Source organism: Arthrobacter sp. FW306-1B-G06A, from assembly GCF_058781765.1.
On record NZ_JBYSXB010000022.1, the window covers coordinates 1 to 15,833 of the forward strand.

At 64.0% G+C, this 15,833-nt stretch carries 17 protein-coding genes; 8 read left to right on the forward strand and 9 right to left on the reverse strand.

The features are described 5' to 3' along the window. Positions 1 to 39: 39 nt before the first annotated feature. The 4 genes from AC3WJM_RS12665 to AC3WJM_RS12680 all read right to left on the reverse strand — a co-directional run bounded on the left by AC3WJM_RS12665 (position 40) and on the right by AC3WJM_RS12680 (position 2,143). Positions 40 to 804 carry an SRPBCC family protein gene (locus AC3WJM_RS12665; protein WP_492272024.1) on the reverse strand — a complete coding sequence of 255 codons (765 nt, stop codon included), beginning with the start codon at positions 802 to 804 and terminating at the stop codon, positions 40 to 42. 54 nt (positions 805 to 858) lie between these two features. Continuing rightward, positions 859 to 1,137, reverse strand: coding sequence for a hypothetical protein (locus AC3WJM_RS12670; protein ID WP_492272025.1), 279 nt, complete (start codon positions 1,135 to 1,137; stop codon positions 859 to 861). A gap of 278 nt (positions 1,138 to 1,415) precedes the next feature. Beyond that, complete coding sequence (locus AC3WJM_RS12675) at positions 1,416 to 1,937, reverse strand: DUF6328 family protein (protein ID WP_307053972.1); 522 nt, start codon at positions 1,935 to 1,937, stop codon at positions 1,416 to 1,418. Then, on the reverse strand, positions 1,934 to 2,143 hold the full coding sequence (locus tag AC3WJM_RS12680) for a hypothetical protein (RefSeq protein ID WP_284755563.1): 210 nt from the start codon (positions 2,141 to 2,143) through the stop codon (positions 1,934 to 1,936). Before AC3WJM_RS12680 ends, AC3WJM_RS12675 begins: the two co-directional genes overlap by 4 nt. A 72-nt stretch (positions 2,144 to 2,215) precedes the next feature. On the opposite strand from AC3WJM_RS12680, the gene AC3WJM_RS12685 reads away from it, so the two are divergent. From AC3WJM_RS12685 to AC3WJM_RS12695, 3 genes are all read left to right on the forward strand, one after another. After that, positions 2,216 to 2,947 (forward strand): DUF72 domain-containing protein, encoded by a 732-nt coding sequence (locus tag AC3WJM_RS12685; protein ID WP_059389215.1) that lies wholly within the window; start codon positions 2,216 to 2,218, stop codon positions 2,945 to 2,947. Between the two features lie 60 nt (positions 2,948 to 3,007). After that, positions 3,008 to 3,964 carry a cation diffusion facilitator family transporter gene (locus AC3WJM_RS12690; RefSeq protein ID WP_492272026.1) on the forward strand — a complete coding sequence of 319 codons (957 nt, stop codon included), beginning with the start codon at positions 3,008 to 3,010 and terminating at the stop codon, positions 3,962 to 3,964. 201 nt (positions 3,965 to 4,165) lie between these two features. Next, positions 4,166 to 4,609, forward strand: coding sequence for a hypothetical protein (locus tag AC3WJM_RS12695; protein ID WP_306959745.1), 444 nt, complete (start codon positions 4,166 to 4,168; stop codon positions 4,607 to 4,609). 15 nt (positions 4,610 to 4,624) lie between these two features. Here AC3WJM_RS12695 and AC3WJM_RS12700 read toward each other — a convergent pair whose 3' ends face one another. The 4 genes from AC3WJM_RS12700 to gad all read right to left on the reverse strand — a co-directional run bounded on the left by AC3WJM_RS12700 (position 4,625) and on the right by gad (position 8,187). After that, a complete protein-coding gene (locus AC3WJM_RS12700; RefSeq protein ID WP_306959747.1) occupies positions 4,625 to 5,515 on the reverse strand; it encodes a helix-turn-helix transcriptional regulator in 891 nt (296 codons plus the stop codon). 116 nt (positions 5,516 to 5,631) lie between these two features. Further along, positions 5,632 to 5,784 carry a hypothetical protein gene (locus AC3WJM_RS12705; RefSeq protein WP_172465612.1) on the reverse strand — a complete coding sequence of 51 codons (153 nt, stop codon included), beginning with the start codon at positions 5,782 to 5,784 and terminating at the stop codon, positions 5,632 to 5,634. Positions 5,785 to 5,873: 89 nt separating this feature from the next. Further along, on the reverse strand, positions 5,874 to 6,740 hold the full coding sequence (locus tag AC3WJM_RS12710; protein WP_284988148.1) for a class II glutamine amidotransferase: 867 nt from the start codon (positions 6,738 to 6,740) through the stop codon (positions 5,874 to 5,876). A 46-nt stretch (positions 6,741 to 6,786) separates the two neighbouring features. After that, on the reverse strand, positions 6,787 to 8,187 hold the full coding sequence (gene gad, locus AC3WJM_RS12715; protein ID WP_492272085.1) for a glutamate decarboxylase: 1,401 nt from the start codon (positions 8,185 to 8,187) through the stop codon (positions 6,787 to 6,789). A gap of 219 nt (positions 8,188 to 8,406) precedes the next feature. On the opposite strand from gad, the gene AC3WJM_RS12720 reads away from it, so the two are divergent. The 5 genes from AC3WJM_RS12720 to pgsA all read left to right on the forward strand — a co-directional run bounded on the left by AC3WJM_RS12720 (position 8,407) and on the right by pgsA (position 13,914). Further along, complete coding sequence (locus tag AC3WJM_RS12720) at positions 8,407 to 10,005, forward strand: S53 family peptidase (protein WP_492272027.1); 1,599 nt, start codon at positions 8,407 to 8,409, stop codon at positions 10,003 to 10,005. Between the two features lie 110 nt (positions 10,006 to 10,115). Continuing rightward, complete coding sequence (locus AC3WJM_RS12725) at positions 10,116 to 10,400, forward strand: YegP family protein (RefSeq protein ID WP_332602165.1); 285 nt, start codon at positions 10,116 to 10,118, stop codon at positions 10,398 to 10,400. Between the two features lie 245 nt (positions 10,401 to 10,645). After that, positions 10,646 to 12,655, forward strand: a complete 2,010-nt coding sequence (thrS, locus tag AC3WJM_RS12730; protein WP_492272028.1) for a threonine--tRNA ligase — start codon at positions 10,646 to 10,648, stop codon at positions 12,653 to 12,655. Positions 12,656 to 12,683: 28 nt separating this feature from the next. Next, complete coding sequence (locus AC3WJM_RS12735; protein WP_059389209.1) at positions 12,684 to 13,292, forward strand: HIT family protein; 609 nt, start codon at positions 12,684 to 12,686, stop codon at positions 13,290 to 13,292. Then, positions 13,285 to 13,914, forward strand: a complete 630-nt coding sequence (gene pgsA, locus AC3WJM_RS12740) for a phosphatidylinositol phosphate synthase (RefSeq protein ID WP_284988145.1) — start codon at positions 13,285 to 13,287, stop codon at positions 13,912 to 13,914. The genes AC3WJM_RS12735 and pgsA overlap by 8 nt, the downstream gene beginning before the upstream one ends. 73 nt (positions 13,915 to 13,987) lie before the next feature. On the opposite strand, the gene AC3WJM_RS12745 is transcribed toward pgsA, so the two are convergent. Beyond that, positions 13,988 to 15,787 (reverse strand): HNH endonuclease signature motif containing protein, encoded by a 1,800-nt coding sequence (locus AC3WJM_RS12745; RefSeq protein ID WP_492272029.1) that lies wholly within the window; start codon positions 15,785 to 15,787, stop codon positions 13,988 to 13,990. Positions 15,788 to 15,833: the final 46 nt, after the last annotated feature.

Sequence of the window (15,833 nt, forward strand, 5' to 3'; positions counted from 1 at the left end):
TCCGTGGGGCCGGCCAGCTCGTGGCCGACCCCACGGGGCTCAGCGGTCCGACGGACGAGGACCTGTTTCTGTGCCCGGACCGGCTTCCGTGGCAGGCCACGCTCCGGCGCCGCGTTCCACGGAAGGGTCACGAGGCGTTTCTTCCGTGGTGTAGTCGCCTTCGATCCGCTCGGCGGGCAGATCCGCGACCCGCTCCGTGCCGTAGTCGCCCTCGGTGTATTGTCCGACGCGGGTCGCGTCACCGCCGTCGGCCGCTTCCATAGCGGCAGGGGCCGTCAAATCAGGGTCGACGGCGGGCAGCTCCGACGTGGCCTCAACAGGGGTGGCTGCTGAGCCGGAGTCGTCGACGTCGCCGGCGGCCACGGAACCGCGCCAAGCGCCAGTCTCGTAGCCTCGCTCCTCGATGAATTTCTTGAACTTGTCGAGGTCGGCTGAAACCCGCATATCGTCGATGCCCACCATCGAGCCGGCCTTTTCGGCAAAGCCCTCCGGCTCCCATTCGATCTCCACACTCACGCGGGTACGGTCCGCGCCAAGTGGTTCGAAGCTTACGGTGCCGGCGTTCCTTGGTCCGTCGACGCTGGCCCAGCTGACCAGGGAATCCGGGACCTGCTCAAGGATTTGGGCGTTAAAGCCGCGCTTGACGCCGCCGACGTTGGTGGAAAAATGCAGGGCTGTCTCGTCGATTTGTTCGACCGCTTCGACGCCCTTCATGAATTCCGGGAACGACTCGAACTGGGTCCATTGGTTGTAAGCCACTGAAACGGGAACTTCCACGTCGATTGTTCGGTTGACCGTAGCCATGTTCATTCTCCTTGCTAGCGCTTGTTCCTGCGGATGTAGCTGGGCTTTGGCGATCTAGCCGGCGTCGAATGTTTCGCCGTCGTCGTCTTTCGGGGACTTATCCTCGGGCAGTCCTGTCGCATCGCCCTTCGGTTCGGATGAGAAGGAAGTCCCTGCCTTGCTTCCCTCGGAGTTCGACTCATCCAGCTCGGCGTCGGCCGATGGCACCGCGGCTGATCCGTTGTGCCCGCCCTGATTCGCCTGCCGGGCCCCCTGTCCTGCTGTTTCTTGTTCCGGCGTCGGAGTTCCGTAGCCTCCGGCTGCCTCTTCCTCGGCTCCATGCTGCTCGTCCATTTCCATGCCGTCCTTCCGTATTGGTTGAACTTGTTGGTGGAAAATCATGACCCGCTACCCAGGACGGCTTCCGTCGGTGACCGGAAGCCGGCCTTGGATGCAGGCCCATGGCCCCGGACAGAAGGCCTCCGGCCCTCTGTCGACGCCCGTTCAAGCCTGTTACCACATCGAAACTAGTAGGCCGGGAGGTCACTTGTCCATGGATTCGGGAAAATTGATCAGCAAACTTACTATGTCGATCGAGAAGGCCTAGACTAGGCCGGCGTCAGGGCCTCGAACTATCGTTTCTGCCCGGCCTTCCGGCGCCGGGGAGACCAGGAAAGCAGCGGGTACAGCAGCACGAGCGCCGCGAGGGCGACAAGGATGCTGCCGCCCGCGGCGAGGCCGGCCTCAGGCCCCACGGCAACGCTGAAGATCAGTCCGGCGCACCCGGCGATCAGCAGGGACACACACGCCACGACGGCCTTGACGATCTTGTCGCCTGCAGCCACCAGCCGGTACTTGACGTGATGCTGGAAGAGCCGCCGGTGCAGGCTTACCGGAACGAGCATGAGCCCGGTGGTCATGGTCGCCAGGACAACCAGCAGGAGAAACCACCATTTTTGCATCTCTGTGAGCGTGCCGAATCGCTGCTGGAACGGCAGGGTCAGCAGGAAGCCGCCGATAATCTGCACGCCCGTCTGGAGGACGCGCATCTCCTGGAGCAGCTCATTCCAGTTTCGGTCCATCCGTTGGTCCTCGGACTCGTGCCTGGTGTCGGGAGCCGGCCCGGGGAACAGGGGATCTTCCGGTCCGCTCACGACGGCCGCGGCAGTTCGCAGCCTGCCACGGGATTCAGTCCCATGTAGTTCAAGGGACCGGCAACAATATTCAGGCTAATCGTTGCGAACTGGGAGCACTGCGCCGGGACGGCGCTGAAGTAGCCTCGCTGTCCGGCCGCTACTGCTCCTATGACGAGCCAGATCACCACGATCAGCCCGAAAATCGACCCGAATCGCATGGCCATCGACCAACCTCTCATCGATTCCGAATATCAATCAGCTTACTTATTCGGCGACTTCGACCATAGGCTGGCCGGATGGCAACCCACGTAGGGACGTCGGGGTGGAGTTACGACCACTGGGACCACGTGCTCTATCCCGCCGGCACCCCCTCCCGCAACCGGCTCGATTACTACGTGCAGCAATTCGAGACCGTCGAACTCAACGCGAGTTTCTATCGTTGGCCGCGCGATTCATCGTTCGCCAGTTGGCGACGCCGCCTACCTGAAGGGTTCGTGTTTTCGGTCAAGGCGCCCCGTGGGCTCACCCATGGCAAGCGCCTTTACGCACCCGAAGCCTGGATCGGCAGGATCACCTCGGCGTGGCATGAGCTCGGGGACAGGCGTGGGGTCCTGCTGGTCCAGTTGCCGCCGGGAATGGAGCGCGACGACGGCCGGCTGGCCTATTTCCTTGGCCTCCTCCCCGAGTGGATCAAGGTCGCCGTCGAATTCCGCCATGACAGCTGGCATGACGAGGCTGTCTACGAGTTGCTTGAAAAGCACCGGACGGCCTATTGCATCATGAGCGGGGCGGAGCTCCCGTGCGTCCTCCGAGCGACGGCGCCGTTTGTCTACATCAGGATGCATGGGCCGGATCACCACCACCTTTATGGAGGTTCATACTCCGATCAGGACCTGCGCTGGTGGACCGACCGAATTGCGGAATGGGAGACGGCGGGCAAGGAGGTTTTCGTCTATTTCAATAACGACGGCGGCGGTAACGCGGTCCGTAATGCCCGCACCCTCCGTTCCTTCCTCGGCAACCACTAGGCGTGGACTCCATGGTTGTTGGGTACGGTAGTTTCCATGGTTGAAACCAAGAAGGTCAGGATGCCAGCTTCATCCCTCATGACCGTGATCTTGGCTTTTGCGGCAAACCTTCTTGTTGCGGTCGCAAAGACTGTCGCCGCCGTGCTTACCGGCTCCGCTTCGATGATCGCTGAGTCCGCCCACTCCTGGGCGGACACGGGAAACCAGGTCTTCCTGCTGGTGGCCGAGAGGAGATCCTCGAAGAAGCGGGACGTGGCCCGTCCGATGGGCTACGGCAGGGAAGCATACGTGTGGTCGATGTTTGCCGCCTTTGGCTTGTTCACCGCAGGCGCCGTTGTTTCCGTGATGCACGGCATCCAACAGCTTTTCGCGCCGGAGCCCGCCGGTGATTTCGCGGTCGCCTATATTGTCTTGGCGGTATCGTTCGTCCTGGAAGGGGGTTCGTTCGTCCAGGCATTCCGGCAGGCCCGCAAGTCCGCACGGGAGCTCGAACGCCGGACCTTGGAGCAAGTGCTCAAGAGTTCAGATCCCACCATGCGTGCAGTCTTCGCGGAGGATAGCGCCGCGCTCATAGGCCTGCTCATTGCCTTCTTGGGAATCTTCCTGCACCAGCTCACTGGATCACCACTTCCGGATGCGCTCGGATCCATATTTGTCGGCATTCTTCTCGGTGTCATCGCCGTAGTACTAATAGATCGCAATCGTCGCTTCCTTGTCGGCCAGGGCGTCACTCCGGAACTCGAGAAGTCGATGGCGATCAGGGTCATGGAACACCGCGAAATCGAGCGCCTGACATATCTTCACCTGGAGTTTGTCGGTCCGCGCAAGTTGTACCTCGTGGCCGCAGTGGATATCACCGGCGACCTCCGGGAACACGAAGTGGCCATCGCGCTGCGCCGCGTGGAACGGGAACTCGAGGACGAGGAGACCGTCGAGGAGGCCGTCCTGACCCTCGCTACCCCCGACGAGCCCTCGCTGTCCTTCGGCGTTCGGCGTCCGTCGCCGGCCGTGGAGTAAACCAGGACCGTCAGTCCGCTTGAACCTCCGGGGAAAACAAGTACAAGCTACTCGTGTCATGGTTCACACAAAGTTGTTGACTCAAGGGACCAGCATCCGCGCGCTGTCCGAGGACGCCGATCCCGGCTGGCCAACGGCAGGGTCGGCCGATCGATAACACCGGCGTTGCGGAGGCGCAGTCAATTTTCGAGGGGAGTTCCAATGGATGGTCAACTTTGGATTTGGATCGTGGTGGCGGTCGTGATCATCGCGGTGATCGTCGCCGTCGTCGTTTATGGGCGCCGCGCGAAGAACGCCGCTAACCGCAAGCGCGCTGCGGACCTCCGCGAGAAAGCCCGTGCCGACGCCCTCGGAGCTCATGAGCGCAGCGCCGAGGCCGCTCGGGCGGCCGCAGACGCCGCGCGCGCCGAGAGCGAGGCGGAACGCTTGCACCGGGAGGCCGCGGACAAGCAGAAAGCCGCCGAGCGCGCCAACGAAGTCTCGCAGGACAGGTTGCGGCGGGCAGAAGAGTTGGACCCGGATGCCGGCAAACGCTCGGATCCGGATAGTGCGGGAAGCCGCCGGGACCGGGACGACGACGAAATCCGACGGGAACGGGACGACGACCGAGGCGACGGGGAGGGGCGCCGGGACCCGAGACCATAGGCTAACCGGTTGCGATCACGCCCCACCTGCCGTAGGTGCGGCTTGAGGTTGCTCCGCCACTTCCTGGGTGGCTGCCCAGCTCGCGAGGAGGCGCAGGGCGTCTGCAGAGGGGGAGCCAGGTTCTGCAGGGTAGATGAACAGCGAGAGGCCGGTGTCCGCCGACAATTCCATTGCCTCGAAAAGTAGGCGGAGTTCACCCACCACGGGGTGGTGGAAATGCTTGAAACCGCTGTAGTGGCGGCGCACGTTGTGCGCGGCCCAGCGAGTGCGGAATTCATCGCTTCGGGTGGAAAGCTCTCCTACAAGGTCGCTCAGCCCGCGGTCGAAGGGGTCGCGGCCGGCCTCGGTGCGGAGGATGGCAACCATATTGTTGGCGGCGAGTTCCCAATCCGGGAAGAACCGCCGGGCCCGTTCTTCATCCAGGAATATGAAGCGTGCGTAGTTGGCGGGCCGGACTGGGTTGACGTACATCTCGGAATGCAAAGCAAGGCCGAGTTTGTTGGCGGCAAGGATGTCCATGCGGGCGTTGCGGACGAATGCCGGCGCGTCAGTAATGGCGTCAAGGGCGAACTGCACACTTGGCCGGACCTGCTGTGGTGCGGATCGACGCTGCCTCTTGCTTGTTCCGGCGGTACGCGCCAGATCGAACAGGTGCGCACTCTCAGCCTCGTCGAGTTGGAGGGCCCTCGCCAGTGCCTCCAAGACGCTCTCGGACACTCCCGCAAGGTTCCCGCGTTCGAGCCGGGTGTAATACTCAACGCTCACTCCGGCGAGGGTCGCGACTTCGCCGCGACGGAGCCCTGGTACTCGCCGATTGCCGCCCGACGTCGGCAGCCCTGCCTGTTCGGGGGTGATCTTCGCTCGCCGGGACGCAAGGAAGTCGCGAGCGTCGTTGCGGTTGTCCATGCGATCAACGATAGTGACCTCGTAGCGCCCTGAGGGAGTCCCTGACAGTACCTCTATCAACGACACCTCCCGGCAGCGGTGAGGACCCCGACGTCGTCCGGGATCCGGGCGTCGTGCTAGAAAATATGGAAATCGCCCGCATCGGCGTTCGCGGACGGATAGACCACGGGTTCCCGCCCCAACTCCAGCAGGACGTCGTTGATGCTCATTTGCCCGTCGAGTTGGACGGCCGGGACGAAGGCGGTTTCGGATTCGACTTCAGCGGTCATGGATCGATCTTATGTGCGGCAGGGCCCACGGGCGCGATGAACACGCGAGCTCCAGGCTAAGTCGCCGGGCGACGTTTTGTGTTCGAGGATCACGGTTTCTGGGATGCGGCCGCGGAGGGGGAGAGATCGGCCAGCGTAAGGGGATGTGCGGGAGCCTCCGGGAAGGGGTGGCTGATGGTCACAGCCAGATCCGGACTGACGTGGACCAGGGCACCACCGGGAAGCGCTCTCCACTCGGGGTTGTCATCCATCGGCTCGGTGGCGATGAGGACGTGTCCTGCACGCGAGGCCTCCCTACTGTGGGCGCGGATCCTGGAGCTCCGCGCGTCCAGGGGAGCCGCCTCGGCCGAGCGGGCAGGAAGCCGTTCCAGAATGTGAAGCTCATGCGTGTCCGGATACCTGACTGCCCAAACGTCGCTCGCCGTCGTCAGGATGAGGTTCAAGCTGAACACCGGCAGTTCCTTGGCGATCCAGCTGATCGCTCGGATGATACCTTCGCCGACGTCGCCATCCGCTCTTCTGCTCTCCGCGGTGATCAAGGCGAAGAGGCGCTCACTGTCTGTTTGGCCCTTCACCAGATCCGCGACACCGGACTCCGCCAGCCGCTGGTCCAACCGCTCAAGATCGCCGAAGGCACCGTTGTGGGCGAACAACCTCCCGTCCTGCTCGAAAGGGTGCGTGTTGACCATGGTGTGCGCGCCGGTGCTGGCATATCGCACATGGGCCAGGAATGTCGTGCTCTTCAGGACCCGTGCTTCACGTGCAAAGGCGTGGTCCTCCCATGCGGCGAGTGGCTGCTTGGCGACATGGGCCTTGCCGTCACCGTCAAAGGTGCCTATGCCGGCGCCGTCGGGCTCGCGCCGGCTCTGGTCAGCGAGGCTGTCCGGGGCGTCCAAAAGCCAGAAAGTGGCCCGGACTGCTTGCGAACCGGCATGCAAGCCGAACAATCGGCACATGGCACGCATCCTTCCTTCAATCGTCTGGCGGCGAAGCTGCTGCTGGCTAGTGGTGGAACGCCTGGGTCTGCCCACCGGCGGGCATCGGTGCCGTGAGGCCGTCCAGGTAGGCGACTTCTTTCTTGAGATCGGCCAGGAAACTGGATGCGAGGTCGCGGGTGAATCCGTTGCGGACAACGATCCGTTGGACTGTGATCTCGCTCAATCCTTCCGGCATGGGGTAGGCGGGGACGAGCCACCCATTCATCCGCAGCCTTTCGGACAAGTGGTGAAGGTTCCACCTCTCGGTGTAGCCGTCGGTGAGTTGCCAGGCAAAGACAGGAATGTCGGATCCGTCGCTCCACAAAGTAAACGCCTCCATTGCCCCTATTTCACTGGAGAGATAGAGTGCCACGTCCCGGGAGGTTGCCTGGACGGATTTGTATCCCTCGTATCCGAGCCGGAGGAACAGGTAGTACTGAAGGAGCACCTGGGCGCCGGGGCGTGAGAAGTTCAGGGCGAAGCTCGGCATGTTCCCGCCCAGGTAACTGACATGGAAAATCAGGTCCTCCGGGAGTGCCTGCTCGTCACGCCAGATAATCCAGCCGAGGCCGGGGTAGACCAAGCCGTACTTGTGGCCGGAGGTGTTGATCGAGGCAACCCGCGGCAGGCGGAAGTCCCAGACGGTCTCCCGTTGCAGGAAAGGTGCAACCATGGCTCCGGAGGCGCCGTCGACGTGGATCGGAATATCAAGGCCCCGCTTTGCCTGGATCTCGTCCAACGCCGCCGAGATCTTCTCGACGGGTTCATAGACCCCCGTGTAGGTCACGCCCATGATCGCGACAACGCCGATGGTGTTCTCATCGACGTACTTGTCCAGCTCGTAGCCGTCCAGCATTTGGTGTTCCTGCGACACCGGAACGAAGCGGGCCTCCACGTCCCAGTAGTTGCAGAACTTCTCCCAGCACACTTGGACGGCCGAGCTGAGGACCAGGTTGGGTTTGTCCGTGGACAGGCCGGCCGCCGTCCGAGCGTGCTGCCAGCGACGCTTCAAGGCAAGGCCGCCCAGCATGCACGCTTCGGAAGAACCGATCGTTGAGGTCCCGACTGACTTGGCGGGATCGGGTGCGTTCCACAAGTCTGCGAGCATCCGCCAGCAACGGGTTTCGATCAACGCCGTCTGCGGGTACTCGTCCTTGTCGATCATGTTCTTGTCGAACGTCTCGGCGTACAGCTTCGACGCTTCCGGTTCCATCCACGTTCCAACGAATGTGGCCAGGTTCAGGCGGGAGTTGCCGTCCAACATGGCTTCGTCGTGGACAACCTGATAGGCGGTCGACGGAAGGGACTCACCGTCCGGAATGGTGAAGCGTGGAAAAATACTGGATTCTCCCGGTCGGCTGAAGACGGGGTTCAGCTCTACTGCAGTGTCGGGTTCATGGGCTGATGTTCGGTGTGACCTATTGATGGTTCGCTCCTTTGACTCGCCGCTGCGCGAGCCGCTGCGGTGGCATGGCCCGCCAAGGCCCCACGCTACCGCGTGCGTACGCCGTACCCAAGCACTTTCGGGAGCCGCCATCGTTCAGATCGTCGCAGCCTGTGGCCTTCCAGGCCATGGTGCCAAAGTGACTCCTGGTGCATAATCGCAGGGGACGGAGCTCTGTCACCCTGAGGCTAGGAGGCACCAATGTCGATGCAGGACACTCCAGAAGATCGTCGGCCGGGGGAGACGCAAAGCGTTCCGCTGCCAGGATCGGACAGGGCTCCCGCCCCGGGCCTCCGGGACATTCTCGGCCCTGTCGATCCTTCCCATCGGATCGAAGCGACAGTCATCCTGAGGCGCCAGGAAGAAATGCCCGAGGTGCCGTCCGCTGTGCTTTCGCGGGACGAACTTGCCTCCCGATACGGCGCATCGGCCGCAGACCTGGATCTTGCTGTAGGCACTTTCACCAACCTTGGTCTCGACGTCGTGGAGTCGGACGCGGCCAGCCGCAAGATTCGGCTGGCCGGAACCGTGGAGCAGATGAGCAGCATTTTCGGGACATCCCTGGACGAGCTGACCAGCCGAAGCCCGGACGGTACCGCTATCACCCACCGGCACCGCACCGGAGGCCTCCACGTCCCTGCGGCCCTCGACGGCGTCATCGTTGCCGTCCTCGGCCTTGACGACCGGCCGCAGGCCCGCGCCCAATTCCGCGCCATTCCCCTCGCTGCGGCCGCTGCGAGCTACACCCCGCCGCAGCTGGGAAGGATCTACAATTTCCCTGCGGGAACGGACGGGACGGGCCAAACCGTTGCCATCCTCGAGCTGGGTGGCGGCTACGGGCAGCAAGACCTTGACACGTACTTCCTGGGCCTTGGTATCCCCACGCCAAGCGTCACCGCAGTAGGAGTCGACGGCGGGGCGAACCAGCCGGGGCAGGATCCGTCGGGCGCCGACGGGGAAGTCCTGCTGGACATCGAGGTGGTCGGCGCCTTGGCGCCGAAGGCCAACATATTGGTCTATTTCGCCCCCAACACCGACGCCGGGTTCCTGGATGCGATTATCGCTGCCTCGCATGCAACCCCGACGCCGGCCGCGATCAGCATCAGCTGGGGCCAGAGCGAAGACGCCTGGACCGGCCAAGCCCGGACGGCTTTCGACCAGGCCATGGCCGACGCCGCGGCCCTCGGCGTGACGGTGACAGCGGCAGCCGGGGACAACGGCAGTGCCGACGGCGCAACCGACAACAAGGATCACGCCGATTTCCCGGCGTCGAGCCCTCATGTGCTGGCCTGCGGCGGAACCAGACTTCAAGCGGACACCGCAACAGGTGTCATCAGGGCGGAAACGGTCTGGAACGACGGACCCAACTCGGCTACCGGCGGAGGATTCAGCGACGTCTTTCCGGCGCCCTCCTGGCAGTCGGGGATCCCGGGGCACGCCAAGCACAAGCCTGTGCCCAAGAAGGCCGGAAGGGGCGTCCCCGATGTCAGCGGCGTTGCCGACCCGCAGACCGGCTATCAGGTGCGCGTCGACGGGAAAGACATGGTGATCGGTGGAACAAGTGCGGTGGCGCCGCTCTGGGCGGCCCTCGTCGCCCGGCTCGCCCAGGCCACCAACAGGCGCTTCGGCCTGATCCAGCCGCTGCTTTACCAAAACGGCAAGCAACCGGCGTCGGGCTTCCATGACATCATCTCAGGCTCCAATGGAAGCTACCATGCCGGGATCGGTTGGGATCCCTGCACAGGCCTGGGCAGTCCGGACGGCAGTGCCCTCCTTGCGTTGCTCCAAGCCAAGGCTTAGTGGAGCTGCCGGAGCCATTGCGGCGGTCCAAAAACCCGCCACCACATGGCTTTGACTCGGTAAACTGGTTGGTGTCCTTTACAACCTCAGGTTTCAAAGGAGGCTCCACAATGGCTGGATACTTTGAGCTGGTCGATGGACCCAACGATGGGTACAGGATTGCACTGCGCGACGGTGAAGGCCAGATCCTGGCGATGTCTACGACCTTTGCCACCAAACAATCGGCTGTCCGCGGGATATCCACACTCCGGGAGATCGCCGGAACGGCCCTCATCAAGGACAGGAGCCACGGACGGTGGACGCCGTCCCTTGAGCGTCAGGCACTCCACTTGCATCTGTTCCACCAACCCGCATGGCGGAAGCACGAAGTGAGAAGCGCAGCAGGCCGCTTGTAGCCCTGCGATAGCGCGGGTTCGCAAACCGCCCCGCACTCCAGTTCCCACAGGGCCCTCCGTTACGGATTGAACGGGCTGCAATGACGCATGCCGAAAATGCCGTCCCGCCAAGTGTCCTCAGGGGAAAACGGCACGCCTGCGCCTGCTTTGGCTGCCCCAGCCCGAGCGGATACGATGGACGATGGCTGGCTGTGGTCCCCGTACGCCACAAGCTATGAAGCCTTATCAATGAATAGGAGACACCCGTGTCAGATGCCCAGCAGATCACCCTCATCGTCGATGGCGAAGAGACCAAGGTGACGGAGGGGACCACCGGCGCGGAACTCTTCTTTGAGCGCCGCGACGTCGTTGTGGCCCGAGTCGACGGCGAACTCAAGGACCTCGACCAAGTGCTGCCCGAGGGTGCCCAGGTTGACGGCATCACCATCGACTCGCCGGACGGCCTGAACGTCCTCCGCCACTCCACCGCGCACGTGATGGCCCAGGCTGTGCAGCAGCTTCGTCCGGACGCCAAGCTCGGAATCGGTCCCTACATCACAGACGGCTTCTACTTCGATTTCGATGTCGCCGAGCCCTTCACTCCTGAAGACCTGCGGCAGCTTGAGAAGATGATGCAGAAGATCATCAACCAGAACCAGAAGTTCGTGCGCCGCGTCGTCACCGAGGACGAAGCCCGCGAGGCCATGAAGGGCGAGCCTTACAAGCTTGAACTGCTGGGCAAGAAGAACGACGCCGCCGACGCCGGAGAGGGCGTCAACGTCGAGGTGGGCGCAGGGGACATCACCATCTACGACAATGTGGATCGCAAGAGCGGCGACAGCGTCTGGTGCGATCTCTGCCGAGGCCCGCACCTGCCCAACACCAAACTGATCTCCAACGCTTTCGCCCTGACCCGCTCCTCGGCGGCGTACTGGCTGGGCAGCCAGAACAACCAGCAGTTGCAGCGTATCTACGGCACCGCTTGGCCCACCAAGGATGCGCTGAAGGCGTACCAGGAGCGCATCGCCGAGGCCGAGCGCCGAGATCACCGCAAGCTCGGCGCGGAACTTGACCTGTTTTCCTTCCCGGATGAGCTGGGCTCCGGACTGCCGGTGTTCCACCCGAAGGGCGGGATCATCCGCAAGGCGATGGAGGACTATTCGCGCCAGCGCCACGTGGACGCCGGATACGAGTTCGTCTACACCCCGCATATCACCAAGGGACACCTCTACGAGGTCTCCGGCCACCTTGACTGGTACAGGGAAGGCATGTTCCCGGCGATGCACATCGACGCGGAACTGAACGACGACGGCACCGTGCGCAAGCCCGGCCAGGACTACTACCTGAAGCCGATGAACTGTCCGATGCACAACCTCATCTTCCGTTCGCGCGGCCGCTCCTACCGGGAACTGCCCCTGCGGCTCTTCGAATTCGGCTCTGTGTATCGCTACGAGAAGTCCGGTGTTGTCCATGGTCTGACCCGCGTGCGCGGCATGACACAGGACGACGCCCACATCTACTGCACCCGCGAACAGATGAAGGACGAGCTCACCACCACCTTGAACTTTGTCCTTGGCCTCCTCAAGGACTACGGACTGGACGACTTCTACCTTGAACTGTCCACCAAGAACGAAGACAAGTTCGTTGGGGAAGACGCCGCCTGGGAAGAAGCCACACGCACCTTGGCAGAAGTAGCCGAGGCCTCGGGGCTGGAACTTGTTCCGGATCCGGGTGGAGCCGCGTTCTACGGCCCCAAGATCTCCGTGCAGGCGAAGGACGCGTTGGGCCGCACTTGGCAGATGTCCACCATCCAGCTGGACTTCAACCTGCCTGAGCGTTTTGAGTTGGAGTTCCAGGCTGCCGACGGCACACGCCAGCGCCCCGTCATGATCCACCGCGCGCTGTTCGGCTCGGTAGAGCGTTTCATGGGCGTCCTCACCGAGCACTACGCGGGAGCTTTCCCCGCGTGGCTCTCGCCCGTGCAGGTGGTCGGCATTCCGGTGGCTGAGGCGTTCAACAACTACATGTTCGACGTCGTTGGCCAGCTCAAGGCTGCGGGTATCCGTGCCGAAGTGGACATTTCCTCGGACCGCTTCCCAAAGAAGATCCGCACCGCGAGCAAGGACAAGATTCCGTTCGTCCTCATTGCCGGCGGAGAGGACGCAGAGGCCGGTGCGGTGTCGTTCCGCTTCCGTGACGGCAGCCAAGACAACGGTGTGCCCGTTGCCGAGGCCGTCCGAAGGATCGTGGACGCCGTCAAGAACCGCGAGAGCTGACGAGTCGGACACCGCGGGGGCCAGGAAAATGCAGGAGAACACGGGCGTGACAGCTGACTATCCGGGCGATGCCGAAGTGACTGACGACTTCGGCCTGGCAGGTGTTCCTGATGCCTTCCAACGCCTGTGGACTCCGCACCGCCTGGCCTACATCAAGGGTGGGCAGAACCAGTTCAAGAACGAGGACGACTGCCCGTTCTGCGTGGCTCCGAGCCGCACGGACAAGGAATCCCTCATCGTGCGCCGCGGCAAGACGTGCTACGTGGTCCTCAATTTGTTCCCTTACAACCCCGGTCACTTGCTCGTGTGCCCGTACCGGCATGTTCCGGACTACACGGACATTACCGTGCAGGAAACGGCGGAAATGGCGGAGCTCACGCAGACCGCGATGCGGGTGCTGCGCAAGGTGGCCAACCCGAGCGGCTTCAACCTGGGCATGAACCAAGGTGTGGCCGGCGGGGCGGGCATCGCAGCCCACCTGCATCAGCACGTAGTTCCGCGCTGGGGCGGGGACGGTAACTTTTTCCCCATCATCGCCCAGACGAAGGCTGTCACCCAGACCCTTGACGAGGTCCGCCAGCAAGTGGCCGACGCCTGGCCAGAAGAGTCGGATCTGTCCGGGGAGCCGGATGCTTAATCGGCACGCCCGCGGGTTCTTCACCGGGCTGTTCTCGCCCCTGGCCCGGTTCCTGCTCAAGGTGGGGGTCTCGCCCGACGCCGTTACCGTCGTCGGGACCGCGGGCGTAGTTCTCGGGGCCCTGATTCTCTACCCCCTGGGCCAGCTCTGGTGGGGTTCGCTGCTGATCGCCGTTTTCGCGCTGTCCGACGTCGTGGACGGCATCATGGCAAGGGAACAGGGACGCAGCGGCCCGTGGGGAAACTTCCTCGACTCCACGCTGGACCGGCTGGCAGACGGCGCCATTTTCGCCGGCGTCGCAATCTGGTTCTTCACGGGAGGCGGGAACAGCGCGATTGCTATCGCGTCCCTGGGCTGCCTGGTGCTCGGGATGGTGGTTTCGTACGCCCGCGCCAAGGCTGAATCATTGGGCTTCTACGCCAATGTGGGCATCGCCGAGCGCGCTGAGCGGCTTATTTCCGTGCTCCTCGTCACCGGTCTGACCGGGCTGGGGCTGCCCCCCGTCGTCTTGCTGGTGACCCTTGTCATCCTCGCCGCCGCAACGGCAGTCACCGTCGTCCAAAGGATGGCCGCCGTCCGCGAACAGGCAATGGCAGACGTCGACGGCGGGACGCCCGCTTAAGCGGTGATTAGCCCGTAGCAGGCCCTGCTTTTGCGCGACGGCGGTCAACCCCCGTGTCTCATTCCGGGCGGGTTTATGTCCGGGTGGGTCTGAAGTGGTGGTTGCGTCGGGGTGTTTGGCGGGGGTCGAGGTGGGGTGGTGGTTTGAACCATGCGGTGCCGTTGTCCAGGGTGATGGTCCAGTGTTCTTTGTGGATGACGTGGTGGTGGTGGCTGCAGAGCAGGGTGCCGTTGTCGGTTCCGGTGGTGCCTTGGTTGGACCAGTAGGTGATGTGGTGGGCTTCGCACCAGGGTGCGGGGATGGTGCAGTCGGGGAAGGCGCAGCCTTGGTCGCGGGCGATGATGGCTTTGCGGATGTGGGGCGGGAAGATGCGGGTGGTACGGCCGATGTCCAGGACGCGGCTTTCGCTGCCGAGCAGGACGGGGATGATGTCCGCGTCGCAGGCGATCTTGCGGATGACCGTGGGGTGGATGGGGCCCTGGAACGTGGACGCGCCGCTGCTGAGGCGCGGGCCGGGACCGGTGGCGGTGCGCGTTTCGTGTTCGAGGTGTTCGAGGTGTTCGAGGTGTTCGAGGTGTTCGAGGTGTTGGAGGCGGCCGAGGAGGTCTTGGTAGTCGATGGTGACCATGACCTGGGGCCGGAGGCCGCCGTTGGCGGGCAGTTGCCCGGTGGTCAGGGCCGCTGCGCAGGCGCCGGTGAGTCCGTCGAGGAGTTTCTGGGCCCGGGAGCGGCGGTCCAGGGCGGTGTCGGCCGCGCCGCCGTCGTCGGCTGCGTTGGTGTCGGTGGTGTGCTGGAGGCGGGGGTTGGTGGCGGTGTTCATGGCGGTGGCGAGGGTTTCGTATTGTTCGGCGGTGGCGAAGACTTCCAGGTGGTGCAGGCCGTGGCGGGGTTTGCGGATGAACGCTCCCTGGCGGTGGCGGAGTTCTTCTTCGCCGGGTTCGGTTCCGTCCTGGTCGATGGCGTCGACCCAGCGTTTGGCCGTCCGGTGCACGAAGTCGGGATCGCTTTCCAGAGCGGTGCGGGTGAGGGAGTGTTCCATCTGCCGGGCGGTGTCCGGGTCGGCGTGGTGGCGTACCTGCTCCAGGGCCGTGCTGATGATCGTGGCCGAGCGGGTCGGCACGGCTGCGGTGGACAGGGCCGCGGCGAGGACTTCGTGGCGTGCGGGGAGGTCTTGTCCGGTGAGTCCTGTCTGCGGGAGCACGCCGGAGGCCAGGGCGAGCCGGCGCCGGGCTTCGCCGATGCCGATCCGCAGCCGGGCGCGCAGGAATTCGGCGGCGTTCCGGTAGCCGTCGTCGACCGCGGCCGCTGCCGTGGGGCCGGGCGCGGACCCCGGCGCATCCGCCGCGTCCGGCGCGTCTGCCGGAAGTCCCGCGTCCGCTGCTGCGATTCCCGTATCGGTAGCAAGTTCGGTAGCAAGTTCGGTCCAGCCGGTCCGCCAGCCCGGCGCCGGGGACGGCCGGCGGGAGGCCTGGGCTTCGCTGCGGGTCCGTTCCACGGCGTGGGCCGCGACGAGCTGCAGGAACTCGACCGTCCGGGAGATCTCTTCGACCGTGCCGGCGAAATCCGCGGCATCAAGGAAACCGAACGAGCGGGCGTCGGCGACGGCGGTTGAGCGCAGTGCATCCATCGCCGCGACCGCCAGGTCAAGGCCACCCGCGGCGGTCGGCACGGCGGCCGGGTTTTGGAGCCGGGAAGGGTTTTGGAGTCGGGAAGGGTTTTGGAACTGGGAAGGGTTTTGGAACTGCGCTGCGAATTGGAACTGCGCGTGCCGGGCGGGGACGGGCTTCAGCCGGCGGGACAGGCGTCCCGGCGACGGGATTCCGCCGTCGGGCGCGGCCGCCCGAGGTGCGACGAGTTGACCGATGCCTTCCATGAATAAACCCTGTCACGGGGGTCGGACATTTTTACCTCCCGCACGG